Raw genomic sequence first — 23,966 nt, forward strand, 5'->3', positions numbered from 1 at the left:
GCGGGCCATTCGGAAGGAGCCATCTCGCCACAGCCGCCTGTGCGTGGTCACTGTCATGAAGATAGCCTATCCGACGCGACAGGGATTTTAGCATCCTTGCTGGCAAAGATGCGCAGAAGCCGTCAAAGGCACTGACAGGAATCCGTTCGAGCGCCCTGGCCGCCAGCGGATTGGCGATCGCGTGCGGCAGGATCGCACGCCAACGACCGCGGGACTGAACGACGCCCCGGCGGTGGAGTTCTGCAATCGATGCATAGAGGATCGGGATTGTACGATCGGCAAAACCGGCCAGCCGGGTCAGTTCGCTTTCTACGGAATCGTCCACGCCATCGAACGAATAGAGAAGCGACAGCGTCTCGGCATCGCGCAATAGCTGTTGGTCGGGTTGGTTGCGTTGATGAAAGATCCGCTCGAACAGTTCTCGGCTCCTGAGCTGTCCCAGCGTTTCTCCCCGTCGCACGGTCTCGGCCAATGCACGGGCAACCCGAAAATTACCATCGCTAAATTCGGCAATACGCCGGCGATCGTTCTGCGAGACATGTTCGAAATCCCGCTTGAGCCACTCTTCGACCAGATCAGATGACGCACTCTCGAGGCGGAACACCTCGGTGCGTTCGGGCTCGTCGTCGCGAACATCGTATTCGATCGTGATGAGAGTGACCTTACTGCGGTCGCTCGAACAGATGATGGCTAACTCTGTATGAGTGGTCGGATTGCAGTTGTCGACGATAAGGATTGCACGCTGACCTGCCTGTACGAGGCGTCGAGCCATCTCCCGTGCCGTGGGGGTTATCTCATCCGAATAGTCAGTATAAACCGACAAAGACGGGTCGAGCGGGGCGCCTCCGATGCCGGTCTCGAACAATGCTTGGACGAGGCGAGTTTTGCCGAGGCCGGAGAGGCCGATAAGCCTGATACATTGCCTCGGCTCGCGCAGCGACGCTCGTATGCGCTCAATTCCTTCAATCAGGCTCAGCTTTTCGCGCTGCCTCGATCTTTCGTCGATCAGGCACGTCTTCCCATCGAAAAGATAATCACCACCTCCGACTGTCGAGGTCCCAGACCAATCGCCTATGGGTAGCCACCCAGAGATGTCGCCGCCGATCTTTCCTCGCACCCATGCGGCTACACCCGGATAGTGATTGACCCAGTTCGCCAACCGATTGCGATCATAAAAATCCGTCAGCAATGCGTTTGCCTTTGGATGCCCAGCGAGCGCATCTCGCATTACCTTCTTACGGTCTTGCAAGGGCTTGTCGGCAACCGATCCTTGGGCGCTGACGATAATGTAGGCGCCACCGGCATCGGCAAGTGCACCGATGACATCCCGCAGCGTGCCTTCCGGCCGCATCTCCTTAGTGATGCTTGAACCAGGCATATCGGGCTTCTTTACCTGGAAGCCTGTTTGGGCACGGGGAACGAAATCGGGCGCGGTCAGCGGCACCCCTGATTCCACCCGAACATCAAGGCCACCATCAGCGGCATCCTGATTTCCGCCTGCTGTGACCGCCGAGAGCGGCGCGTCCCGCGCCGCTAGCTCAGCGAGTGCCAATCGTGCCACCAATGTGCGAAGGTCTGCGTCATTGAGCTTTGCGATGTCATCGCCGGTAATGTCGAACATTTATGTCATCTTAAAAAAGGTCATCGATGTCCCGCTTTGGCCAAGGCGGAAAAGACAATTCTTATAGAAGCACGGCGCAAAGTCACCAGAGGTCGTGAAAAGTTTATTTCAAACCGAGCGGCGTCAGTTTCACCCCGGCGCCCCAATATAAGCCGTCGTGCCCGGCCGCAGCTTGTCGTGCACGAACTGGATGAAGGCGCGCAGCTTGGGCAGGGCCTGGGCCCGGCTGGGATAGTACAGGAACAGACCGGGGGTGCCGGGGCAGAACTCCTCCAGCACCGGCTCCAGCACCCCGGCGGCGACCTGCTCCTGCACCGCCGGCGCGGCGGTATAGGCGAGGCCGATGCCCAGCTCGGCCGCCATCAGGTTCAGCCCGCCGCTGTTGACGATCACCGGACCGGCCACCGCCATGTCGAAGGCGCGGTTGCCGTCGACGAACTCCCAGCGATAGATCGGCCCCTGCGGCGTGTGGCGGGTGCCGATGCAGGCGTGGCGGTGCAGGTCCTCCGGCCGCTGCGGCCGTCCGTGCCGGGAGAAATAGGCGGGCGCGCCGACCACCGCGAACTTGAAGGGCGGGGTCAGCCGCACCGCCACCATGTCGGCCTCCAGGAGCTCGCCCAGGCGGATGCCGGCGTCGAAGCCCTCGGCAACGATATTGGCCAGGCTGTCATCGGCGAAGATCTCGATCTGCAGTGCCGGATGGGCGGTCTGGAATTCCATCAGGATCGGCTCGGCCAGGAAGTGCACCAGCGCCCGCGGCATGTTCAGCCGCAACAGGCCGGTCACCTCCTCGCCCAGGCTCTGGGCCGCGTCGAAGGCGGCCAGGATCTCCGCCAGCGCCGGCCGGGCGCGCTCGACGAAGCGCTGCCCGGCCTCGGTCAGCCCGACCTTGCGGGTGGTGCGGGTCAGCAGCGCCACGCCCAGCCGCGCCTCCAGGCCGCGGATGGTCTGGCTGATCGCCGAGGGCGAGACCCCCAGCTCCGCCGCCGCGGCGCGGAAGCTGCGGCGCTCGGCGACGCGCAGCACGGCGATCACGCCGTCCAGCTGGCTGCGCTCTATTGTGAAGGGTTTCTTCATGGCCACTGCAGATTATTCCGGATAGCGAGACAAAGCGAGGCGCCATAGCCTTCATCGCGCTGAGGGAGGGACCGGCATGAGCATCGCCCTGACCCTGAACGGACGGCCCTTCGCCTTCGACGGCGACCCGGAGACGCCGCTCTTGTGGGTGATCCGCGAGGCGGCCGGGCTGAACGGTACGAAATACGGCTGCGGCGTCGCCGCCTGCGGCGCCTGCACCGTGCATCTCAATGGCGCGGCGGTCAGGTCCTGCAGCGTGCCGGTCGGCTCGGCGGCCGGCGCCGCGGTCACCACCATCGAGGGGCTGGCGGAGACGGTGCAGCCCTCGCCGGCCGACGGGCTGCATCCGGTGCAGCGGGCCTGGGTCGAGATCCAGGTGCCGCAATGCGGCTACTGCCAGCCCGGCATGATCATGGCGGCGGCCGCCCTGCTGCGTGCCAGCCCGTCGGCGACCGATGCCGAGATCGACGCCACCATCACCAATCTCTGCCGCTGCGGCACCTATCCCCGGGTGCGCCGGGCCATCCGCGCCCTGGCGGCGCAGGCGTGACGGCGATGAAACGGCGCTGGTTCCTCACCGCCACCGTCGCCGGGGCCGGCGGGCTGGCGCTCGGCTGGCGGGCCTGGGACCGCGGCTTCGACGCCCGCGCCCGGCAGCTGGCGGAACAGGATGGCGGCACGCTGCTGGCCGGCTGGCTCAAGATCGGCGCCGACGACACGATCACGGTCTATGTCCCGCACACCGAGATGGGGCAGGGGGTGCACACCGCCCTGGCCATGATGGCGGCGGAGGAGTTGGACGCGGACTGGGCGCAGGTGCGCGCGGCTCAGGCGCCGGCCGACCGCGCCTTCGCCAACCGCTTCCTGGCCGAAGGCTGGACCCTGCAGGACTGGTCGGTGCCCGGCGTGCTGGACGGCGCGGTCGACGCCGCCTTCGCCGCCGCGGCCCGGTTCATCGACCTGCAGCAGACCGGCGGCTCCACCGCGGTGCGGATGACGGGCCAGGTCGGCATGCGCCTGGTCGGCGCCGCGGCGCGGCAGATGCTGATCCAGGCCGCTTCCCGGCGCTGGGGCGTGCCGGCCGGCGCGCTGGTCACCGCCGGCGGCCGTGTGATCCGGTCCGGCAACGGGCAATCGGCGCGCTACGGCGAGCTGGCGGCCGAGGCGGCGGAGCTCTCGGTGCCGGCCAGCCCGCCGCTGAAGCCGCGGCAGCGTTGGCGCATCATCGGCACGCCGGTGCCGCGGCTCGACACCCCCGCCAAGGTCACCGGAGCCTTCCGCTACGGCATCGACCTGGCCCTGCCGGGGATGCGCGTGGCGACCGTGACCGCGGCGCCGGTGCCGGGCGGACGGCTGCTGTCGGTCGATCCGGCTCCGGCCCTGGCGGTGGCCGGGGTGGAGCAGGTGGTGCGGCTGGACGATGCCGTCGCCGTGATCGCCCGCGGCACATGGTCAGCGAAGAAGGGGCTGGCGGCGCTGGCGCCGCGCTTCTCCGACGCCGGTCATGGCGGGGTATCCTGCGCCACGATAGACGCGGGGCAGGACCGGGCGCTGGCCGAACAGGAGGCTGAGGAGCGAGTAGAGATCGGCGACGCCGCAGCGGTGTTGGCACGGACCCCGGCCGACCGCATCGTCGAGGCGACCTATCGGGTGCCGCATCTGCACCACGCGGCGATGGAGCCGATCACCGTCACGGCGCAGCTCGCCGACGGCAGGCTGACGGTCTGGGCGGGCGACCACAATCCGCTGGTCGCCCGGCGCCAGCTGGTCGTGCTGTCCGGGCTGGCGGCGGAGGACGTGACGCTGGTGCCGCTGCCGATGGGCGGCTCCTTCGGCCGGCGCGGCGGACGCGACGACGGTCCGCCGGCCTATTTCGTCCAGGCCGTGGCGCTGGCGAAGGCGGCGGCGCCGCATCCGGTGAAGCTGGTGTGGAGCCGGGAGGAGGAGTTCGCCCAGGGCACCTTCCGGCCGCGCCTGGCCACCCGGATCCGCGCCGTCCTGGCGCCGGACGGGACGCCGCTGGCCTGGTCCCAGCTCTATGTCGACGGCATGCCGGCACCGGTCGAGGCCTTCCGCATCCCCTATGCCGTCCCGCACCAGTCGATCCGCGCGGTGGCGGTGCCGGACCCGGTGCGGCGCGGCTCCTGGCGCGGCGTCAACCACACCCAGCACGCCTTCTGGAGCGAGAGCTTCATCGACGAGCTCGCCTATGCCGCCGGCCGCGACCCCTTCGCCTATCGCCGCGACCTGCTGCCGCCGGGATCGCGCCACCGCCGGGTGCTGGAGGCGGCGGCTGGGGCGGCCGGCTGGGGCTCGCCCCTCCGGCCGGGCACGGGCCGCGGCATCGCGGTGGCCGAGGCCTATGGCACGGTGGTCGCCCATGTGGTCGAGGCCACGATCGGCCCCGGCGGCAAGCCGGCGGTGCATCGGGTGATCGCGGCGGTCGATTGCGGCGACGTCTGCAATCCCGATACGGCGCGGCAGCAGGTGGAGGGGGCGGTGGTGATGGGGCTGAGCGCCGCGATCGCGGAGCAAATCACGGTTCAAGCCGGCGCCGTGGTCGAGCGCAACTTTCCGGACTATCCGCTGCTCGGCCTCGCCGCCACGCCGGATATCGAGGTGCGGTTCCTGCGCAGCGACGGACCCTGGGGTGGACTCGGCGAGCCGGGGCTACCGCCGGTGGCGCCGGCGCTGGCCAACGCCCTGTTCGCCGCGACGCAACGCCGCTGCCGCACCCTGCCGCTGAGCCTCATATAAGCGGAGCGCGCCGCTATCGCGTTCCCCTGACCTTCTCATTGCCATTATGATAACAGGGGAGTCGGCCTTGGACCCGCTGGGAGACCTCATGCCCTGGATCGCCGCCTGCAGCGTCGCCGGACTGTTCGGCCTCATGCTGGTCGAGCGCCTGCTGCCGATCCTGCCCTCCTACGGCCTGCTGGTCGCGGTCGGCGTGGCGGTCGGCGAGGGCTACTGGTCGCTGCCGCTGGCCCTGGCGATGACGGTGATCGGCGGCATCGCCGGCTGCGCCCTGTTCTACGGGCTGGGCTGGGGCCTGGGCGAGGCACGGGCCGGGGCGCTGCTGCGCCGCACCGCCGGCTTCTTCGGCATGGGGCCGGCGCGGGTCGACCGCTGCATCGCCTGGCTGCGCGACCGCGGGGCGGTCTTCGCGCTGGTGGCGCAGCTGGTCCCGACCGTGCGGCTGGTGGTGCCCGGAGTCGCCGGGCTGCTGCGGGCCCGCCCCTTGATGTTCTTCACTGCGACCGCCCTCGGGATCGGGCTGTGGAACGGGCTGTTCATCGGCACCGGCTATGCCGCCGCGTCGCTGATCGAACCGAACCCGAACGCATCCTCGCTCGCGCTGACGGTGCTGGTCGCGTTGCTGTCTCTGGAGCTGATGGGCACGATGATGTGGCGTAGCTTCTCCCGCCGGCGGCAGGCTGTCGCCGTCTCCTCCGACGGCGCGCCGCCGGTCCTGATGTCGGGAGCCGCGATGTCGCCGCGGCCTGCGACCGGTCCCTCGCGCCGCCAGGACGCGGCCGACGACTTCGCCTTCTTCCGCGCCTGGCTGAAGGCGCCACTGCGGGTGGCCGCGGTGGTGCCCTCGGGGCGGGCTTTGGCGGCGGCGATGACCGCCGAGATCGGGCCGGAGACGGGGCCGGTGATCGAGCTCGGGCCCGGCACCGGCGCCTTCACCCGGGCGCTGCTCGGTCGCGGCGTGCCGGAATCGCGGCTGGCGCTGGTCGAGGCCGGGCCGGATTTCGCGGCGCTGCTGCGCGAACGCTACCCGGCGGCGCAGGTGCTGTGCATGGACGCCGCCCGGCTGGGCACTGCCGATCCCTTCGACAGCGAGAAGGCCGGCGCCGTGGTCAGCGGCCTGCCGGTGCTGTCGATGCCGGCCAAGACGGTGATCGGCATCCTCGACGGCGCCTTCCGCCATCTGCGGCCGGATGGCGCGTTCTACCAGTTCACCTACGGGCCGCGCTGCCCGATCCCGCGCGCCATCCTCGACCGGCTCGGGCTCAAGGCGGTGAAGATCGGCCGGGCGGTGGCGAATGTCCCGCCGGCCTCGGTGTACCGCATCACCCGCCGCTGGCAGCGCCCGCCGGCTTAGGAGCGGCCGCCACCATCGCATCCCACGCCGCCATGGCGTGGTCGATGATGGCATGCATCTCGCGGCGGCCGGTGCCGTCGCGGGCCTTGATCGACAGGCCGGCCAACACGGTCGAATAGAACCCGGCCACCGGGCCCAGATCCACGCCCTGCGGCAGCTCGCCCGCCGCCGCCCCTTGCTCCAGCCGGCGCAGGATCAGGCCGCAGGACTCCTTGTGCAAATCCAGCAGATGGGCGCGCACACCCTCATGCTCCGGCGCCGTGTTGATGGCGCCGAGGATGACGAAGCAGCCGTTGGGCAGGCTGGGGTCGGTGAAGGCGTCGGCATTGTCGCGCAGCATCGCCTCGATCGCCCCGCGCGCCGTCCGTTCGCAGTCCAGCGCCCGGCGCGTGGCCGAGCCGTCGGTGGCGCGATACAGTGCGATCGCCTCGCGGAACAGCGCCTCCTTGCTGCCGAAGGCGGCGTAGAGGCTGGGCGCCGCGATGCCCATCGCTGCGGTCAGGTCGGCCATCGACACGCCCTCATAGCCGTGCCGCCAGAACATGTCCATCGCCCGCCGCAGGGCCACGTCCCGGTCGAAACCGCGGGGTCGGCCGCGCTCCGCCATCTCCGATCCTTTCTTTAACGATCCATAAATAATTCCCTTGACCTCGGAATGCAACTGCGCCAGCTATTTGTTTATCGATCATTAAAGATATGGAGCATTCCATGGCCGACCTGTCCGGAACGGTGGCGCTGGTCACCGGCGCCAGCCGCGGCATCGGCGCCGCCATCGCCTGCCGCCTGGCGCGGCAGGGCGCCGACGTGGCCCTGACCTACAGCGCCTCGCCCGACCGGGCGGCGGAGGTGGCCCGCGACATCGAGGCGACGGGCCGGCGTGCTTTGCTGATCCAGGCCGACAGCGCCGACCCGGTCGCGGCGGCCGCGGCGGTGGACCGGGCGGCGGCAGGGCTCGGCCGGCTCGACATCCTGGTCGCCAATGCCGGCATCGCCGTGCACAAGCCCTTCGCGGAATTCACGGTCGAGGAGTTCGACCGCAGCATCGCGGTCAATGTCCGCGGCGTCTTCGTCGCCGCCCAGGCCGCCGCCCGGCACCTGCGGGAGGGCGGGCGGATCATCGTCATCGGCAGCAACCTGGCCGAGCGCGTGCCGGGGGCCGGGATCACGCTCTACACCCTGTCGAAGACGGCGCTGACCGGTCTGGTCAAGGGCGCGGCGCGGGACCTGGGACCGCAGGGGATCACCGTCAACCTGGTGCAGCCGGGGCCGACCGACACCGACATGAACCCGGCCGATGGGCCGCGCGCCGACACGCTGCGGTCGCTGATGGCGATCCCGCGCTACGGCAGCGGCGACGACATCGCCGGGCTGGTCGCCTGGGTGGCCTCGGCCGAGAGCCGCTTCGTCACCGGCGCCGCGCTGACCATCGACGGCGGCATGTCGATCTGAGCATCACGAACAGGGGAGAGACGAGATGACCGCACGCGCCGTCTCCGACGAGGCCGCCAACGGCCTCTGGGTGCTGGGCGCCGTCTGCCTGGCCGGGCTGATGATGCCGCTCAGCTTCACCGGCCCGGCCGTGGCGCTACCGGCGATCGGGCGCGAGCTCGGCGGCAGCCCGGTGGCCCTGGCCTGGGTGGTGAACGCCTTCGTGCTCAGCTTCGGCAGCTTCGTCATGGCCGCGGGCGCCCTGGCCGACCAGCTCGGCCGCAAGCGCATGTTCGCGATCGGCGTGGCCGGCTTCGCCCTGCTGTCGCTGGTGCTGGGCTTCGCCCCATCGGTGGTGGCGCTGGACCTGCTGCGCGGCGCCCAGGGCATTGCCGCCTCGATCGCCATGGCCGGCGGCGCGGCCTCGCTGGCCCAGGAGTTCGAAGGCCCGGCCCGCACCCGCGCCTTCAGCCTGCTCGGCACCAGCTTCGGCATCGGCCTGGCCTTCGGCCCGATCCTGTCCGGCGTGCTGGTGGAGACGCTGGGCTGGCGCGCCATCTTCCTGACCGGCACCGCGATCGGCGTGCTGGTGCTGCTGTTCGGCGTGCCGCGGATGCGGGAATCGCGCGACCCCGGCGCCACCGGCGTCGACTGGCCTGGCCTGTTCAGCTTCACCGCCGCCCTCGGCCTGCTGACCTTCGGCATCATGCAGGGGCCGCAGGATGGCTGGGGCAGCCCGGTGGTGCTGGGCCTGCTGCTCGGCGCCGCGGCGATGCTGGCCCTGTTCGTCGCGGTCGAGACCCGGGTGCGGCGGCCGATGCTGGACCTGTCGCTGTTCCGCTATCCGCGCTTCGTCGGGGCGCAGCTCCTGCCGGTCGCCACGGCCGTCTGCTTCGTGGTGCCGCTGGTGCTGCTGCCGGTGCGCTTCATCGGCGCGGAGGGGATGAGCGAGATCGAGGCCGGAGGGCTGATGATCGCGCTGTCGGCGCCGATGGCGGTGGTGCCGTTCCTGGCCGGAATGCTGGCCCGCCGGATCCCGGCGGCGGTGCTGTCGGCGGTCGGCCTGGCGATCGCCGCGCTCGGCCTCGGCTGGCTCGCCGCCGTCCCGGTCGGCGCCGGGGTCGTGACCCTGGCCCTGCCGATGCTGGTGATCGGCATCGGCACCGGCCTGCCCTGGGGGCTGATGGACGACCTGTCGGTCAGCGTGGTGCCGCGCGAGCGCGCCGGCATGGCCACCGGGATCTTCTCGACCATGCGGGTGGCGGGGGAAGCGGTGGCGATCGCCGCCGCCGGCGCCCTGGTGGTGGCGCTCGGCCAGTCCGGCCTGCATCGGGCCGCCGGCAACGAGGCCGGGGTGGCCGACGCGGTCAACGCCCTGGCCGGCGGCGACATGGGCCGGGCCGAGGCGCTGCTGCCCGGCCTAGGCCATGCCGCGCTGGCCCAGGCCTATGGCGTCGCCTTCCAGGCGATGTTGGCCGTGCTGGTGGCCGCCACCCTGGCGGCGGCGCTGGTCGCCTACGCCCTGCTGCGCCGGCGCGACCCGGAGGCCATGGTGCGAACGGCAAAGGCTTGCGAGACATAGGTTGGGCTCGCACTTGGGCGAACCCAACAACTCTCGCGCGGGCTAGTGTTGGGTTCGCGGTCGCGAACCCAACCTACGATAAGGGTTACGACGCGTCCGGGATCAGCTTGGCGCGCAGCGACCGGCGCGCTTCATGGTCCAGGCGCTGCAGCGCCTCGCGGATCTGCTGGGTGATGGCGCCGGCCTCGGCATCGGGATTGCGGAAATAGGCCTGCGCCTCGGCGATCATGATCGGCAGCGCGGCGGCGGCGGCCTTGGCAGCGGCGGCCGGCGATGGCGCCTTCGCCGCCATGCCGCGGATGCTGGTGGCCAACTCGGCGGCCGAATTCTTCCAGCCGGCCGGGCCGGTGTCGGACAGGTCGGTCACTGCCTCCTCGACGATCTGGTCGATCAGCACGCCCGAATCCCGCGCCCCGGACCAGGAGGCGGCAAGGCGCCCGTCGCGGTCGCGCACCTCGGTCCAGCGGAAGGTCTGGCGTTCCTCGTCGGTCAGGATGCGTTCGACCCGCGCGAACATGCCGGTCACCGGCCGGGTCCAGCCGGCCGGCAGCGCCGCCAGTTGTTCCCGCACCCTGGCATCCACGCGCGCGCCGCAACTCTTCAGCATCTGCTTTAGCCGCTGGGGGGCCCGCTGCTTGATCGCCATCTTTCTTCGCTCTCCCTCGTGTGTACGCCCCGGCGCATTGCTCCCGTCGGTCAGGGACGCCACGACCTCAGACGCTCCAATCAAATGGGCTTCACGCGCTAGAATCAAGTCACAGCCGGTCGCGGATGGCGAGTCATTCCTTGGGTCTAGGCATGGCCTCAGGAGTCCCGCCGGATTCTGCGGTCCCGCTCGCGCTCGATCTCGGAGTTCAGCTCGGCGCCGATCAGGAAGATCACCGTCGACAGCCAGATCCAGGTCAGGAAGCCGATGACGGCGCCGAGCGAGCCGTAGGTCGCGCCGTAATTGGCGAAGCGGGCGACGTACCAGGAGAACAGCATCGAGCCGCCGAGCCAGATGGTGGCGGCGATGATGCCGCCCCAGTTCAGCCAGTGCTCGCGCCGGCCGCCGGGGCCGTAGCGGTAGACCAGCGTCAGGGCGGCGATCGTTGCCAGGTACAGCGCCGGCCAGCGCAGCAGCCAGATCAGTGTGCCGGCGACCGAGCCGAGACCGACGAGGTTCAGCACGATCGGCACGGCCACCACGACCGTCAGGGCCAGCGCGGCGAAGCCGATGGCGCAGACGGTGAACAGCAGCGACACCATGTTGAGCCGCACGAAGCCGCGCCGCTCCTCCTCGTCATAGGCGACGTTCAGCGCGTCGAACATTGCCTTGACCCCGGCATTGGCGCTCCACAGCGAGATCGCGAGGCCGGCGAAGAAGGCGAGGCCCAGGCTCTTCGGCGGCTGGCTGGCGATGCGCTGCAGCTGCCCGGCGATCAGCTCCAGGCTGCCGGCCGGCAGGATGACGGCGAGGTCCTCGATGTTCCGCTGCACGGTCGAGACGTCGGCGACCAGGCCGTAGAGCGAGACGAACACGCCGATCGCCGGGAACAGCGCCAAGAGGGTGTAGTAGGCGACGCCGGCGGCCAGCGCGAACACCCGGTCCTCGCCGATCTCGCCCCAGACCCGCCACAGCACGATGCCCCCGCGGCGCGCCCTGCGCTTCCAGCGCCGCTCCGTCATCCTGGTCTCCGCCGTCATGGCGATTCTGCGCCTCCATTCCACCCACGCCGACCATAAGTGTTGGCGGCCATGACGGAAATCCGGTTGACGCCGCGATTTCGGCTGCGACCATCTGGGGCTCGCCGCGACCGTGATCGACCAGGAGACCCGCCGTGCCCCGTCTGAGCCCGTCCTCCAGCCACTACGGTGCCGTCATGGCGGTCGTCGAAGGCGACAAGATGGTCGGCATCCAGCCCTATGCCAGCGACATCGACCCGTCGCCGATCATCAACTCGCTGCCCGGCATGGTGCACGGCAACCTCCGCATCCCGCAGCCGATGGTCCGGGCTGGCTGGCTGGCCGACCGGCAGAACAGCGACGGCAGCCGCCGCGGCGCCGATGCCTTCGTGCCGGTGTCGTGGGAGACAGCGCTGGAGCTGGTGGCGGGCGAGCTGGAGCGGGTGCGGACCGAGCACGGCGCCGAATCCATCTATGGCGGCAGCTACGGCTGGGGCAGCGCCGGCCGGCTGCACAACGCCCCGACCCTGCTGCGCCGCATGCTGGGCTTCACCGGCGGCTACACCGCCTCGGTCAACAACTACAGCTTCGGCGCCGCCCTGCCGCTGATGCCGCACATCATCGGCGACTTCAACCGGGTGCTGGTCGAGACCACCGACTGGCGCAGCATCGCCGGCGACGGCCGCCTGGTCGTGGCCTTCGGCGGCATGCCGCCGTGCAACAGCCAGATCGCCTCGGGCGGCACCGGCAAGCACCAGCAGCGCGACTGGAACCGCCGCGCCCGCGAGGCCGGGGTGCAGTTCGTCTATATCGGCCCGGTGCGCGACGACATGGCGGAAGAGGCGGGGGCCGAATGGCTGGCGCCGCGGCCGAACACCGACACCGCGATCATGCTGGGCCTGGCCCACACCCTGGTGGCCGAGGGGCTGTACGACCGCGGCTTCGTCGACCGCTATACCAGCGGCTTCGACCGCTTCCTGCCCTATCTCATGGGCCAGTCGGACGGCACGCCCAAGGACGCCGACTGGGCGGCCGCGATCTGCGGCCTGTCCGCCGACGCCATCCGTGGCCTGGCCCGGCGCATGGCGTCGCAGCGCACGCTGATCAGCCTCAGCTGGTCGCTGCAGCGTTCCGATCATGGCGAGCAGCCCTACTGGATGGGCACGGTGCTGGCGGCGATGCTGGGCCAGATCGGCCTGCCCGGCGGCGGCATCGGCTATGGCTACGGCGCCGAGGCCAATGTCGGCTCGGCCAGCGACGGCCGCAGCCGCGCCCGCATCATCCCGGGCCCGAACCCGACCGGCCGCTACATCCCGGTCGCCCGCATCTCCGACCTCTTGCTGCGGCCGGGCGAGACCGACGACTACAACGGCCACAAGATCACCTATCCGGACACCCGGCTGGTCTACTGGGCCGGCGGCAACCCGTTCCACCACCACCAGGACCTCAACCGCCTGCTGCGCGCCTGGGCGAAGCCGGAGACGGTGATCGTGCAGGAGCCGTGGTGGACCCCGGTGGCCCGCCGCGCCGACATCGTGCTGCCGGCCACCACCAGCTTCGAGCGCAACGACATCGGCGGCGCCGCGCGCGACCCCTACATCCTGGCCATGCCGCAGGCGATCCCGCCGGTCGGCCAGTCGCGCAGCGACTTCGACATCCTGACCGAGCTGTCGGACCGGGCCGGCGCCCGCGAGGCCTTCACCGAGGGCCGCGACGAGATGGGCTGGGTCCAATCCTTCTACGAGACCGACCGCCGCACCGCGGCCGAGGCGGGGATCGAGCTGCCCGGCTTCCAGGAGTTCTGGGAGATCGGCCATGTCGAGCTGCCGCTGTCCGCCAGGCCGAAGATCCTGCTCGAGGCCTTCCGAGCCGACCCTGTGGCCAACAGGCTGCCGACGCCGAGCGGCCGGATCGAGATCTTCTCCGATCGCATCGCCGGCTTCGGCTATGACGACTGCCCGGGCCATCCGACCTGGTTCGAGCCGGCGGAATGGCTCGGCGCGCCGGAGACGGAGCGGTTCCCGCTGCACCTGATCTCGAACCAGCCGAAGACCCGGCTGCACAGCCAGCTCGACGCCGGCGTGACCAGCCGCAGCGAGAAGGTGGCGGACCGCGAGCCGGTCTGGATCCACCCGGCCGACGCCGCCGCCCGTGGCATCCAGGATGGCGACGTGGTGCGGCTGTTCAACGACCGCGGCGCCTGCCTGGCCGGGGCGCTGGTCACCGACCGGGTGATGCGGGGCGTGATCCAGCTTGCCACCGGTGCCTGGTACGACCCGGAGGTGCCGGGCGAGGTCGGGGCGCTATGCAAGCACGGCAACCCGAACGTCCTGACCCGCGACCAGGGCACCTCGCGGCTGGGGCAGGGCCCGAGCGCCCACACCTGCCTGGTCGAGATCGCCAAGCTCGAAGGCCCGGCCCCCCGTGTCACCGCCTTCGACCCGCCGGTGATCCTCGACCCGCGGGCCGAGGCGGCGGAGTGACCCGCTCGCAGGCGATCGCCGGGGCGGCGCGCTATTTCGACGAGGGCGGCTTCAAGGCCGATCTCGACCGACGCATCGGCATCCGCACCGAGAGCCAGGCGGCCGACCGCGCGCCGCTGCTCGACTATCTGCAGCGCGAGATCGGGCCCAGCCTGGCCCGGCTCGGCTTCGACCTGCATCTCGTCCCCAACCCGGCCGCGCCCGATGCCCCGGCGCTGATCGCCCGGCGGCAGGAGGGCGACGGCCTGCCCGGCGTGCTGTGCTACGGCCATGGCGACGTGGTGCTGGGCGCGCCGGCGCGTTGGCGGGCCGGGCTCGACCCGTGGCGGATCACGGTCGAGGGCGACCGGTGGTACGGTCGCGGCACCGCCGACAACAAGGGCCAGCATTCGATCAACATCGCCGCGGTCGAGCAGGTGCTGCAGGCCCGCGGCGGCCGGCTCGGCTTCAACATGGCCTTCCTGGTCGAGACCAGCGAGGAGATCGGCTCGCCCGGCCTGGACGAGATCTGCGCCGCGAACCGCGACCTCTTGGCCGCCGACGTGCTGATCGCCTCGGACGGGCCGCGCCTCGAAATCGGCCGGCCGATGATCGCGCTGGGCACCCGCGGCGTGATCAATTTCGACCTGCGCCTGACCCTGCGCGAGGGCAGCCACCATTCCGGCAACTGGGGCGGCCTCTTGCCCAACCCGGCCACCATCCTGGCCAATGCCGTCGCCGCGCTGGTCGATGCCCGCGGCGCCATCCGCGTGCCCGGGCTGCGGCCGCCGCCGGTTCCGGACTCGGTGCGCCGCGCCCTGGCTGATGTCGCCATCGCGCGCGACGCCGAGGGCGCGCTGCTGGCCGAGGGCTGGGGCGAGCCGGGGCTGAGCCCGGCCGAGCGGGTGTTCGGCTGGAACGCGCTGGAGGTGCTGGCCTTCACCGCCGGCACGCCCGACGCGCCGCAGAACGCGATCCCGCCCTCGGCGCGGGTGCATTGCCAGCTTCGCTTCGTCGTCGGCACCGACGTCTCGGACCTGCCCGGCACGGTCAGTGCCCATCTCGAGGCGCAGGGCTTCCACGGCATCGCGGTCAGCGAATCCGGCACGCCGATGCTGGCGACGCGGCTCGACCCCGACGACCCCTGGGCGCGCTGGGCCGCCGCATCGATCGCCGCCACCACCGGCGCGGCGCCGATGGTGCTGCCCAATGTCGGCGGGTCGCTGCCGAACGAGGTCTTCGCCGGCACGCTGGGCCTGGCCACGGTCTGGGTGCCGCACTCCTATGGCGGCTGCCGCCAGCACGGCCCCGACGAGCACCTGCTGGCCCCGCTCGCCCGCGAAGGGCTGCAGATGATGACGGGCCTGTTCTGGGATCTCGGCGAGAGCGGCGCTGCGTTGGCACGGCAGCGTCAGGCCGGATAGGCCCGGGCCACCCCTCACCCGAAATCGCTGGCGCGATTTCGACCTCTCCCCAAGGAGAGGTGAACATTCCCTCTCCTCGGGGAGAGGGAGGGGCCCGGCGCGAAGCGACGGGAGGGTGAGGGGGCAGGGCCGCGCCGTTGGCGCCGACCTTACGCCTTCGGCCCCCGCGGCAGCAGGAGGCGGTCGACCGCCTGCGCGAAGCCGTCGGCGTCGTTGCCGGCGGTGACGAAATCGGCCAGCGCCTTCACCTCGTCGATGGCGTTGCCCATGGCGATCGACAGCCCCGCGGCCTTGAACATCGGCACGTCGTTGGCGGCGTCGCCGATCACCGCCACTTCCGCCGGGTCCACCCCCGCCGCCGCGGCGATGCGGCCGACCGCGTGGCCCTTGTCGGCCTCGGGGTGGTTGATGTCGAGATAGTAGCGCTGCGACCGGCCGGCGATGGCGCTGCCGCCCAGCACGCCGCGCAGTTCCGCCTCGCAACGTGCCAGCATCTCGAAATCCTCGGACGAGCCGACAAGCTTGCCGGCCCGCCCCAGATACGGCTCGAAACTGCCGACGATGGTCGGCTCGAACCCCACCGTGTGCCGCTCCAGCGGCACATAGGGCCCGTCCGGATCCATCGTCAGCCACTGGTTGTCGGCGAACACCCAGACATCGGCGCCGAAGCGGCGCAGTGTCGCCAGCGCGGTCCGCGCCGCCGCCTCCGGCACCGTCAGCTCCGACACCACGCTCTGGTCCGGCCGGAAGATGGTGCCGCCGTTGAAGCCGCCCAGCGGCAGGGCCAGGCCCAGCTGCGCGATCAGCCCCGACAGGCCGCGCGGCGGCCGGCTGGAGACGATCGAGAAGCCGATGCCGGCCTCGCCCAGCCGGCGCACCGCCGCCACCGACGCCGGGGTCACTACCTTGTCCGGGTCGGCCAGCGTGCCGTCGACGTCGGAGATCAGCAGGGCGATGCGTCCGGCCGGGGCGCCACCCGGCGTCACTTCAGCGGCAGCCATTGGAACCCGTCGCGCGCCAGCAGTTCGTCGGCGCAGGCCGGGCCGTCGCTGCCAGCCGGGTAGATGTCCGGCGGGTCGGTCAGCCCGGCCCAGAGGGTCTGGATCGACCGCACCTCGGACCAGCCGGCCTCGATGTTGTCGGCGCGCTGGAACAGGGTCGGGTCGCCGGTCAGGCAGTCATAGATCAGCGTCTCGTACCCGGTCTGCGGCTCCGCCTTGAAGTGCTGGGCATAGCGGAAATCCATCTCGACCTGGCCCAGCCGCATCTCCCGCCCCGGCACCTTGGCGGCGAAGCGCAGCGAGATGCCCTCGTCCGGCTGGATGCGGATCACCAGCAGGTTCGGCGTCGGGGCGTTGACCGCGTCGCGGAACAGCACCGCCGGCGCCTTCTTGAACTGGATCGCGATCTCGGTCCGCCGTACCGCCAGCGACTTGCCGGTGCGCAGGTAGAACGGCACGCCCGACCAGCGCCAGTTGTCGATCGCCAGTTTCATCGCGACATAGGTCTCGGTGCGGCTGTCCGGCGCCACGTCCGGCTCCTGCCGGTAGGCCGCGCGCGGCTTGCCCAACACCGTGCCGGCGCCGTACTGGCCGCGCACCACCACCTGGGCCGCTTCCTCGGGCGTCAGGTCGCGCACCGCCTCGACCACCTTGGCCTTCTCGGTGCGCACAGCGTCGGCGTCGAAGGAGTTCGGCGCCTCCATCGCGGTCATGGCCAGCAGCTGGAACAGGTGGTTCGGCACCATGTCCCGCAGCGCCCCGGTGGCGTCGTAGAAGCGGCCGCGCCGCTCCACCCCCACCGTCTCGGCCGCGGTGATCTGCACGCATTCGATATGGTCGCGGTCCCAGATCGGCTCGAAGATGCCGTTGCCGAACCGGAAGGCCATGATGTTCTGGACCGTCTCCTTCCCGAGATAGTGGTCGATCCGGTAGATCTGCTTCTCGGTGGCGACGGCCAGCAGCTTGGCGTTGAGCTCGCGGGCGGAGGCGAGATCCGTACCGAACGGCTTCTCCACCACCAGCCGGCGGAAGCCGGTGTCGCTCTCGTCCAGCAGACCGGCGGCCGACAGTGCGGTGGCGATCGGGGCGAAGAAGCGCGGCGCCACCGCCAGGTAGAACACTGCGTTGGACGTGCCGGTCGCCCGCTGCCGCTGGTCCAGATGCGCCGCCAGGCCCTGATAGGTCGACGGGTCGGCGAAATCGCCGGTCAGGTAGTGGATGTTGGCGGCCAGCCGGCCCCAGGCGGCCTCGTCGATGGCGCCCTCGATGCCGATCGTGTGCAGCGCCTGGCCCAGCGTCTTGCGGAAGCCCTCGTCATTGGTCTCGACCCGGTCGACGCCCAGGATCTCGAAGCCGGAATCCAGCAGCCCCTCGCGCTCCAGATGGTACAAAGCGGGGGTCAGCAGGCGCCCGGTGAGATCCCCCGAGGCGCCGAAGATGACGAAGGTGCAGGGCGGCGCGGCCGGGGTGCCGGCCGGCTTCGCAGGGGACGGGGAGATCATCGCGGCCATGGCTCAGCCGCCCGCCGCCCGTTCGACATGGCCGCCGAACTTGTTGCGCATCGCCGACAGCAGCTTCTCGCCGAAAGTGTGCTCCTGGCGCGAGCGGAAGCGGACATAGAGCGCGGTCGACAGCACGTCGGCCGGCACCGCCTCCTCCAGCGCCGCCATGATGGTCCAGCGCCCCTCGCCGGAATCGGCGACCGACCCGGTGTAGTCCGACAGGCTCTCATTCTCGGCCAGGGCGATGGCGCTGAGGTCGAGCAGCCAGGATGAGACGACGCTGCCGCGGCGCCACACCTCGGCGATGTCGGCGAGGTTCAGGCTGTAGCGCTCGGTCTCCGGCAGATCGGTCGAATCCTTGTTCTTCAGGATGTCGAAGCCCTCGGCATAGGCCTGCATCAGCCCGTATTCGATGCCGTTGTGCACCATCTTGACGAAATGCCCGGCGCCGGCCGGCCCGGCATGGATATAGCCGCACTCCGCCCGCGGGTCGCGGCCCTCGCGGCCCGGCGTGCGCTCGACCGTGCCCAGGCCGGGCGCCAGCGCCGCGAAGATCGGGTCGAGATGATCGACCGCGGCCTTGGTGCCGCCGATCATCATGCAGTAGCCGCGCTCCAGCCCCCAGACGCCGCCGGAGGTGCCGACGTCGACATAGTGCAGGTCCTTCGGCTCCAGCGCCGCGGCGCGGCGGATGTCGTCCTTGTAGAAGCTGTTGCCGCCGTCGATGATGATGTCGCCGGGGCTCAAGAGGCCGGCCAGCGCCGTCACGGTGTCCTCGGTCGGCGCCCCGGCCGGCAGCATCACCCAGACCGCGCGCGGCGCCGTCAGCCCGGCCACCAGGCCGGCGAGATCCGCCGCCGGCTTCGCCCCGTCCGCGGCCAGCGCCTTGATCGCTTCGGCGCTGCGGTCGTAGACCACGCATTCATGGCCGGCGCGCATCAGTCGCCGGGCGATGTTGCCGCCCATGCGGCCGAGTCCGATCACCCCGAGCTGCATTCCGTCGATCCTCTCGTTTCCTTCCGGTGCGCTGATGGTAGCGTACCAACGCGTGATGTCGCCGATGGTGCGCCCGTGCCGCGCCGGTTTCGAGTCTGAATGACCGGGGATGCGGCGATCGGGCGCCGAGGGAGGAGTCGCAATGGATCGAGTCGAGCAGCCGCCGGGCGCCCCCGGCGGGCCGGCGCGGTGGACCTCCAGCGCCAAGTCGGGCGTCGGCACCGCCCTGTCCGGCACCAGCCGGGTCTGGTTCACCCTCAGCCACGGCATCCTGAACGAGATCTACTTCCCGCGAATCGACACCGCCTGCGTCCGCGACCTCGGGCTGATCGTGACCGGCCCCGATGGCTACTTCGCCGAGGAGAAGCGCGACGCGCGGTCGGAGACGCGGATGATCGAGGCCGGCGTGCCGGCCTTCCGGCTGGTCAACACCGCGCTGGACGGAAGCTGGCGGATCGAGAAGTCGGTGCTGGCCCATCCGGGCGGCCCGGTGCTGCTGCAGGAGGTCGTCTTTACGTTGCATGAGGGCGAGCCCGCCGACCACCGGCTGTTCGCCCTGCTGGCGCCGCACCTGGTCAATGCCGGCGCCGACAACACCGGCTGGGTCGACGACTACAAGGGCACGCCGATGCTGTTCGCCCGCGGCACCGACGGCGTCTCGCTGGCCCTGGCCGCCTCGGTGCCCTGGCGCGCCCGCTCGGTCGGCTATGTCGGCGTCTCGGACGGCTGGCAGCAGCTGTCGCAGCGGGGCGAGCTGAACCCGGCCTGGCGGCGGGCCGAGGCCGGCAACATCGCCCTGGCCGGGGAGATCGACCTGGCGGAAGCGCCCGACGGCCGCTTCCTGCTGGCACTCGGCTTCGGCGAGCGGCCGGAGGAGGCGGCGCATCACGCCTTGGCCGGGCTGCAGAACGGTTTCGCCGATGCGCGCGACCTCTATGTCGAGGGCTGGCGCCGCTGGCAGTCCGGGCTGCTGCCGCTCGACGGCACCGCCGGCTCCGCGGTCACGGCCTATCGCACCAGCACCGCGGTCCTCGCCAGCCACCAGACCATCGAGTTCCCCGGCGCCGCCATCGCCTCGCTGTCGATCCCCTGGGGCTTCCACAAGGGCGACGAGGATCTCGGCGGCTACCACCTGGTCTGGCCGCGCGACCTGGTCGAGACCGCGGGCGGCTTCCTCGCCGCCGGGGCGGTCGACGAGGCCAAGGCGATCCTCGGCTATCTGCAGGCGATCCAGGAGGCGGATGGCCACTGGTCGCAGAATGTCTGGCTCGACGGCACCCCCTATTGGAACGGGGTGCAGATGGACGAATGCGCCTTCCCGATCCTGCTGGCCGACTTGCTGCGGCGCGAGGGCGGCCTGGCCGGGGACGAGCTGGCGCGCTTCGTGCCGATGGTGCGGCGCGCCGCCGGCTTCATCCTGCGCAACGGCCCGGTCACCGGCCAGGACCGGTGGGAGGAGGATGCCGGCTATTCGCCCTTCACCCTGGCGGTGGAGATCGCGGCGCTGCTGGCCGCGGCCGACATCCTCGAGCTGTCCGGCCAGGCCGAAGAGGCGCGCTGGCTGCGCGAGACCGCCGACGCCTGGAACGACGAGGTCGAGCGCTGGACCTTCGCCGAGGGCACCGCGATTTGCGGCCGGCTCGGCCTGAAGGGCTACTATGTCCGGATCGCTCCGGTGGATACGGCCGACGCGGCCTCGCCGCTCGACGGCTTTGTGCCGGTGAAGAACCGGCCGCCGGGAGACGACGCGCGCAAGGCGGCGCTGCTGATCAGCCCCGACGCGCTGGCTCTGGTGCGTTTCGGCCTGCGCGCCCCGGACGATCCGCGCATCGTCGACACGGTCAAGGCGATCGACGCGGTGCTGAAGGCGGAACTGCCGCAGGGCCCGGTCTGGTACCGCTACAATGACGACGGCTATGGCGAGCATGCGGATGGGGCGCCCTTCGACGGCACTGGTATCGGCCGGGCCTGGCCGCTCCTGACCGGCGAACGGGCGCATTACGAGCTGGCGGCCGGCCGGATCAAGGAGGCGACGGCGCTGCTGGCGACGCTGGAGCGTTCGGCCGGGGAGGGCGGGCTGCTGCCGGAGCAGGTGTGGGATTCCGACGACGTGCCGGAGCGCGAGCTGGTCCGCGGCCGGCCCTCGGGCAGCGCCATGCCGCTGGTCTGGGCGCATTCCGAGCACATCAAGCTGCTGCGGTCGCTGCGCGACGGCCGGGTGTTCGACCTGCCACCACAGCCGGTGCAGCGCTACCAGCTCGACAAGGTCACCTCACCGGTCCGGTGCTGGCGCTTCAACCAGAAGCGGCGGGCCCTGCCGGCGGGCAAGCTCCTGCGCCTCGATTTGCCGGCGGCAGCGACGGTCCATTGGACCCTGGACGACTGGGGCACGATCCGCGACGACGCCACTGCGGAAACCCCTTTCGGTCTGCACGTCCTCGACCTGCCGACAGCTTCGGCCCTGTCCGGCACGCGGATCCGCTTCACCTTCCGGTGGCGCGACGCCGAGCGGTGGGAGGGTGCCGATTTCCTGGTGCTGGTCGACGGCGAGACCGGCGTCGCGGCCGGCCACGCGGCGGCCGGCGCGGCCGGTGGAGGTTGACGCGGCCGGACATAGCCCAACATGCTGAAAGGAACGACCAAGGAGGAATGCGTGAAGCTTGGCATCCTGGCGATCGATGTGGGGGGCACGGGGCTCAAGGCCGCCGTGATCGACGATCGCGGCCAGATGCGGTCGGACCGGCAGCGTGTGCCGACACCGCATCCCTGCCCGCCGAAGCTGTTCCTCGACACCGTCGCGGCGCTGGTCAAGCCGCTGTCCGCCTTCGACCGCATCGCCGTCGGCTTTCCCGGCGTGGTCCGCGACGGGCGGGTGATCACCGCCCCCAATCTCGGCACCGGGGACTGGGCCGGCTTCGCTCTGGCGCCGGCCCTGTCGAAGCGGCTGGGCGGCGCCCCGGTCAGGATGGTCAACGACGCCGAGATGCAGGGCCTGGCTTTGGTCGACGGAAGTGGGCTGGAGCTGGTGGTGACCCTCGGCACGGGCGTCGGCACGGCCCTGCTCCGTGACGGCGTGCCGGCGCCGCATCTGGAGCTGGCGCACCACCCGCTGTCCAAGGGCGGCAAGACCTATGACGAGTATCTCGGCAACGCTGCCTACGAGAAGATCGGCAAGAAGCGCTGGAACAGGCGGGTGAAGCGGATGCTGGAGGTGCTGGAGATCCTGCTGCACCCGGACCGGATTCACATCAGCGGCGGCAACGCCAAGCGCGTCGATCTCGAGCTGCCGAAGGGCGTCACCATCGCCTCGAACGACGCCGGCATCGAAGGCGGCGCCAGGCTGTGGCGCGAGCCGGCGGCGAAGAGCCCGCCGGCCAAGGCTGCCCCCACCAAGAGCGCTCCTGCCAAGAAGGCTCCCGCGAAGACCCCGGCCAAGGCCGCTTCTGCCGGGGCCCCGGCCAAGGCCGCTCCTGCCAAGGCCCCCGCCAAGAGCGCCCCTGCCAAGCGTCCGGCCGCCAGGAAGCCGGCGGCCCGGCGCGCCGCCAAGGCCTGATGCCGGCGCCGGCGGGAGGTCAGACCGACTTGACCTCGCCGCTATCCATGCGCAGCGCCGATCCAGTCATCCACCGCGCGCCCGGCGACACCAGGAACGCCATCAGCTCGGCGATCTCCTCGGGCTCGCCGTAGCGGGCGATGCCGGCCTCCTTCGGGAAGGCGGCCGTGGCGTGCTCCACTGTCATGCCGTGCAGCGGCGCCCAATGCTGCAGGTAGGATTGCCGGCGGCCGGTCATCACCGGGCCGGGCAGCACGCTGTTGACCTGCACGCCGTCGGCGATGCCGCGGTCGGAGAAGGCCTTGGCCAGGGCGACGATGGCGGCGTTGATGGTGCCCACCGCGGTATAGGGCGCCTTCGGGAACAGCTCTGAGTTGCCGGACATCAGCACGACCGATCCGCCAGCCTCCTTCAGGGCCGGCCAGGCGGCGACGGTCAGCCGGCGTGCGCCGTGCAGCTTCAGTGCCAGCTCGGCATCCCACTGCGCGTCGGTCAGAGTCTGATTGTGTTTCTCATCCACGAAAGGACAATGGCGTCAATCTATCTCCGGAGAAGCTGCTTTTCATCGATCCAAAAATATGCCTCACTCCCCCTGACTGCAAAGCAGGGGAGGCGTCATGGCGCGGCCGCACGGGCACGGAAAGGTGCTGACATCCAGCGATTTCGGGGCGACCACGGTCTATGCCTGCGGCCTCGACCAGCGCTTCAGTTACTGCGCCTATGTGCCGGAGGATTACGACGAGGACGGCAGCGACCGCTGGCCGCTGGCGGTGATCGTGCACGGCACCGAGCGCGGCATGCAGAGCTACCGCGACGGCTTCGCCGATTTCGCCGAGCGGCACGGGGTGATCGTGCTGGCGCCGCTGTTTCCGGTCGGCATCACCGAACCGGGCGACCTGTCCAGCTACAAGCTGCTGCGCGCCGGCGACCTGCATTACGACGCCGTGCTGCTGGCGATGATCGCCGAGACCCAGGCCCGGTACCGGGTCGAGGGCGACCGGGTGCTGATGTACGGCTTCTCCGGCGGCGGCCACTTCACCCACCGCTTCCTCTACCTGCATCCGGAGCGGCTGCTCGGCGCCTCGATCGGCGCGCCCGGAATCGTCACCCTGCTCGATTTCGAGCATGACTGGTGGGTCGGGGTACGGAACTTCGAGGCGGTGTTCGGCAAGCCGCTCGACCTCGACGCCATCCGCCGGGTGCCGGTGCACATGGTGATCGGCGGCGACGACACCGAGACCTGGGAGATCACGGTCAAGCCGGGCGACGCCTGGTGGATGCCGGGCGCCGACATCGCCGGCCGCAACCGCCAGGACCGGATGCGGTCGCTGTGCCGCAGCCTGGAGGCTCAGGGCATCACCGTGCAGCAGGACACCATCCCCGGCATCGGCCATGACGACCGCCAGCTGCTGGGCGCGGTGAAGAGCTTCTTCGGGGAGGTGCTGGCGCGGCGACAGTCGACCTGAATTTCGAGAGACAACAACGACAAACAGGGGGCAGTGATGAAGGCGATGTTCGGCGGGGGGGGGGGGGGGGGGGGGGGG

Annotated in this window: 19 protein-coding genes; 10 read left to right on the forward strand and 9 right to left on the reverse strand. The window is 70.7% G+C overall.

Annotation, left to right across the window (positions count from 1 at the left end):
- Together AAHM41_RS26155 and AAHM41_RS26160 are read right to left on the reverse strand one after the other, a co-directional pair.
- A partial coding sequence (locus AAHM41_RS26155) for a hypothetical protein (protein WP_342239537.1) occupies nucleotides 1–1,621 on the reverse strand: 1,621 nt, incomplete at its 3' end.
- A 129-nt stretch (nucleotides 1,622–1,750) separates the two neighbouring features.
- Nucleotides 1,751–2,698: a LysR family transcriptional regulator gene (locus AAHM41_RS26160; RefSeq protein ID WP_342239538.1), complete on the reverse strand. Its 948-nt coding sequence runs from the start codon at nucleotides 2,696–2,698 to the stop codon at nucleotides 1,751–1,753.
- Nucleotides 2,699–2,774: 76 nt separating this feature from the next.
- Here AAHM41_RS26160 and AAHM41_RS26165 point away from each other — a divergent pair, with 76 nt between their 5' ends.
- From AAHM41_RS26165 to AAHM41_RS26175, 3 genes are all read left to right on the forward strand, one after another.
- On the forward strand, nucleotides 2,775–3,248 hold the full coding sequence (locus tag AAHM41_RS26165) for a (2Fe-2S)-binding protein (RefSeq protein ID WP_342239539.1): 474 nt from the start codon (nucleotides 2,775–2,777) through the stop codon (nucleotides 3,246–3,248).
- Nucleotides 3,249–3,253: 5 nt separating this feature from the next.
- A complete protein-coding gene (locus tag AAHM41_RS26170; protein ID WP_342239540.1) occupies nucleotides 3,254–5,455 on the forward strand; it encodes a xanthine dehydrogenase family protein molybdopterin-binding subunit in 2,202 nt (733 codons plus the stop codon).
- A gap of 88 nt (nucleotides 5,456–5,543) precedes the next feature.
- Nucleotides 5,544–6,809 carry a VTT domain-containing protein gene (locus AAHM41_RS26175; protein ID WP_342239541.1) on the forward strand — a complete coding sequence of 422 codons (1,266 nt, stop codon included), beginning with the start codon at nucleotides 5,544–5,546 and terminating at the stop codon, nucleotides 6,807–6,809.
- Here the strand turns inward: AAHM41_RS26175 and AAHM41_RS26180 are convergent.
- Complete coding sequence (locus AAHM41_RS26180; RefSeq protein WP_342239542.1) at nucleotides 6,778–7,416, reverse strand: TetR/AcrR family transcriptional regulator; 639 nt, start codon at nucleotides 7,414–7,416, stop codon at nucleotides 6,778–6,780. The two genes, AAHM41_RS26175 and AAHM41_RS26180, sit on opposite strands and share 32 nt — an antisense overlap.
- Before the next feature lie 101 nt (nucleotides 7,417–7,517).
- Between AAHM41_RS26180 and AAHM41_RS26185 the strand changes: the two genes are divergently transcribed.
- Together AAHM41_RS26185 and AAHM41_RS26190 are read left to right on the forward strand one after the other, a co-directional pair.
- Nucleotides 7,518–8,258: an SDR family oxidoreductase gene (locus tag AAHM41_RS26185; RefSeq protein WP_342239543.1), complete on the forward strand. Its 741-nt coding sequence runs from the start codon at nucleotides 7,518–7,520 to the stop codon at nucleotides 8,256–8,258.
- A gap of 25 nt (nucleotides 8,259–8,283) precedes the next feature.
- Nucleotides 8,284–9,819 carry an MFS transporter gene (locus AAHM41_RS26190; RefSeq protein WP_342239544.1) on the forward strand — a complete coding sequence of 512 codons (1,536 nt, stop codon included), beginning with the start codon at nucleotides 8,284–8,286 and terminating at the stop codon, nucleotides 9,817–9,819.
- Between the two features lie 85 nt (nucleotides 9,820–9,904).
- Here the strand turns inward: AAHM41_RS26190 and AAHM41_RS26195 are convergent, their stop codons facing one another.
- The gene (locus AAHM41_RS26195; protein ID WP_342239545.1) at nucleotides 9,905–10,465 is read right to left on the reverse strand and encodes a hypothetical protein; all 561 of its coding nucleotides are present in this window, start codon (nucleotides 10,463–10,465) and stop codon (nucleotides 9,905–9,907) included.
- A 158-nt stretch (nucleotides 10,466–10,623) separates the two neighbouring features.
- Nucleotides 10,624–11,487, reverse strand: a complete 864-nt coding sequence (locus AAHM41_RS26200) for a YihY/virulence factor BrkB family protein (protein WP_342239546.1) — start codon at nucleotides 11,485–11,487, stop codon at nucleotides 10,624–10,626.
- 152 nt (nucleotides 11,488–11,639) lie between these two features.
- On the opposite strand from AAHM41_RS26200, the gene AAHM41_RS26205 reads away from it, so the two are divergent.
- Entirely contained in the window at nucleotides 11,640–13,967 is a 2,328-nt protein-coding gene (locus AAHM41_RS26205; protein WP_342239547.1) for a molybdopterin guanine dinucleotide-containing S/N-oxide reductase, read from the forward strand.
- Entirely contained in the window at nucleotides 13,964–15,370 is a 1,407-nt protein-coding gene (locus AAHM41_RS26210) for a M20 family metallopeptidase (RefSeq protein ID WP_342239548.1), read from the forward strand. Before AAHM41_RS26205 ends, AAHM41_RS26210 begins: the two co-directional genes overlap by 4 nt.
- Nucleotides 15,371–15,519: 149 nt before the next feature.
- On the opposite strand, the gene AAHM41_RS26215 is transcribed toward AAHM41_RS26210, so the two are convergent.
- The 3 genes from AAHM41_RS26215 to gnd are packed head-to-tail and all read right to left on the reverse strand — an operon-like array spanning nucleotide 15,520 to nucleotide 19,124.
- Nucleotides 15,520–16,371, reverse strand: a complete 852-nt coding sequence (locus AAHM41_RS26215) for an HAD family hydrolase (protein ID WP_342239549.1) — start codon at nucleotides 16,369–16,371, stop codon at nucleotides 15,520–15,522.
- Complete coding sequence (gene zwf / locus AAHM41_RS26220; protein ID WP_342239550.1) at nucleotides 16,353–17,882, reverse strand: glucose-6-phosphate dehydrogenase; 1,530 nt, start codon at nucleotides 17,880–17,882, stop codon at nucleotides 16,353–16,355. Before zwf ends, AAHM41_RS26215 begins: the two co-directional genes overlap by 19 nt.
- Nucleotides 17,883–17,885: 3 nt before the next feature.
- Complete coding sequence (gnd, locus tag AAHM41_RS26225; protein ID WP_342239551.1) at nucleotides 17,886–19,124, reverse strand: phosphogluconate dehydrogenase (NAD(+)-dependent, decarboxylating); 1,239 nt, start codon at nucleotides 19,122–19,124, stop codon at nucleotides 17,886–17,888.
- Here gnd and AAHM41_RS26230 point away from each other — a divergent pair.
- Both AAHM41_RS26230 and AAHM41_RS26235 read left to right on the forward strand, forming a co-directional pair.
- On the forward strand, nucleotides 19,012–21,471 hold the full coding sequence (locus AAHM41_RS26230; protein WP_342239552.1) for a glucan 1,4-alpha-glucosidase: 2,460 nt from the start codon (nucleotides 19,012–19,014) through the stop codon (nucleotides 21,469–21,471). The genes gnd and AAHM41_RS26230 overlap by 113 nt on opposite strands.
- A 51-nt stretch (nucleotides 21,472–21,522) precedes the next feature.
- Nucleotides 21,523–22,422: an ROK family protein gene (locus AAHM41_RS26235; protein ID WP_342239553.1), complete on the forward strand. Its 900-nt coding sequence runs from the start codon at nucleotides 21,523–21,525 to the stop codon at nucleotides 22,420–22,422.
- A gap of 19 nt (nucleotides 22,423–22,441) precedes the next feature.
- Here AAHM41_RS26235 and AAHM41_RS26240 read toward each other — a convergent pair whose 3' ends face one another.
- Entirely contained in the window at nucleotides 22,442–22,942 is a 501-nt protein-coding gene (locus AAHM41_RS26240; RefSeq protein WP_342239554.1) for an SDR family oxidoreductase, read from the reverse strand.
- Between the two features lie 97 nt (nucleotides 22,943–23,039).
- On the opposite strand from AAHM41_RS26240, the gene AAHM41_RS26245 reads away from it, so the two are divergent.
- Nucleotides 23,040–23,888 (forward strand): alpha/beta hydrolase, encoded by an 849-nt coding sequence (locus AAHM41_RS26245; RefSeq protein WP_342239555.1) that lies wholly within the window; start codon nucleotides 23,040–23,042, stop codon nucleotides 23,886–23,888.
- Nucleotides 23,889–23,966 lie beyond the last annotated feature (78 nt).

The organism is Inquilinus sp. OTU3971 (assembly GCF_038440215.1).

Excerpts from the sequence above, each read along its gene's own strand:
- AAHM41_RS26160 (WP_342239538.1), bottom strand. The coding sequence starts at position 2,698 with ATGAAGAAACCCTTCACAATAGAGCGCAGCCAGCTGGACGGCGTGATC.
- AAHM41_RS26165 (WP_342239539.1), top strand. The coding sequence starts at position 2,775 with ATGAGCATCGCCCTGACCCTGAACGGACGGCCCTTCGCCTTCGACGGC.
- AAHM41_RS26170 (WP_342239540.1), top strand. The coding sequence starts at position 3,254 with ATGAAACGGCGCTGGTTCCTCACCGCCACCGTCGCCGGGGCCGGCGGG.
- AAHM41_RS26175 (WP_342239541.1), top strand. The coding sequence starts at position 5,544 with ATGCCCTGGATCGCCGCCTGCAGCGTCGCCGGACTGTTCGGCCTCATG.
- AAHM41_RS26180 (WP_342239542.1), bottom strand. The coding sequence starts at position 7,416 with ATGGCGGAGCGCGGCCGACCCCGCGGTTTCGACCGGGACGTGGCCCTG.
- AAHM41_RS26185 (WP_342239543.1), top strand. The coding sequence starts at position 7,518 with ATGGCCGACCTGTCCGGAACGGTGGCGCTGGTCACCGGCGCCAGCCGC.
- AAHM41_RS26190 (WP_342239544.1), top strand. The coding sequence starts at position 8,284 with ATGACCGCACGCGCCGTCTCCGACGAGGCCGCCAACGGCCTCTGGGTG.
- AAHM41_RS26195 (WP_342239545.1), bottom strand. The coding sequence starts at position 10,465 with ATGGCGATCAAGCAGCGGGCCCCCCAGCGGCTAAAGCAGATGCTGAAG.
- AAHM41_RS26200 (WP_342239546.1), bottom strand. The coding sequence starts at position 11,487 with ATGACGGAGCGGCGCTGGAAGCGCAGGGCGCGCCGCGGGGGCATCGTG.
- AAHM41_RS26215 (WP_342239549.1), bottom strand. The coding sequence starts at position 16,371 with ATGGCTGCCGCTGAAGTGACGCCGGGTGGCGCCCCGGCCGGACGCATC.
- zwf (WP_342239550.1), bottom strand. The coding sequence starts at position 17,882 with ATGGCCGCGATGATCTCCCCGTCCCCTGCGAAGCCGGCCGGCACCCCG.
- AAHM41_RS26230 (WP_342239552.1), top strand. The coding sequence starts at position 19,012 with ATGGATCGAGTCGAGCAGCCGCCGGGCGCCCCCGGCGGGCCGGCGCGG.
- AAHM41_RS26245 (WP_342239555.1), top strand. The coding sequence starts at position 23,040 with ATGGCGCGGCCGCACGGGCACGGAAAGGTGCTGACATCCAGCGATTTC.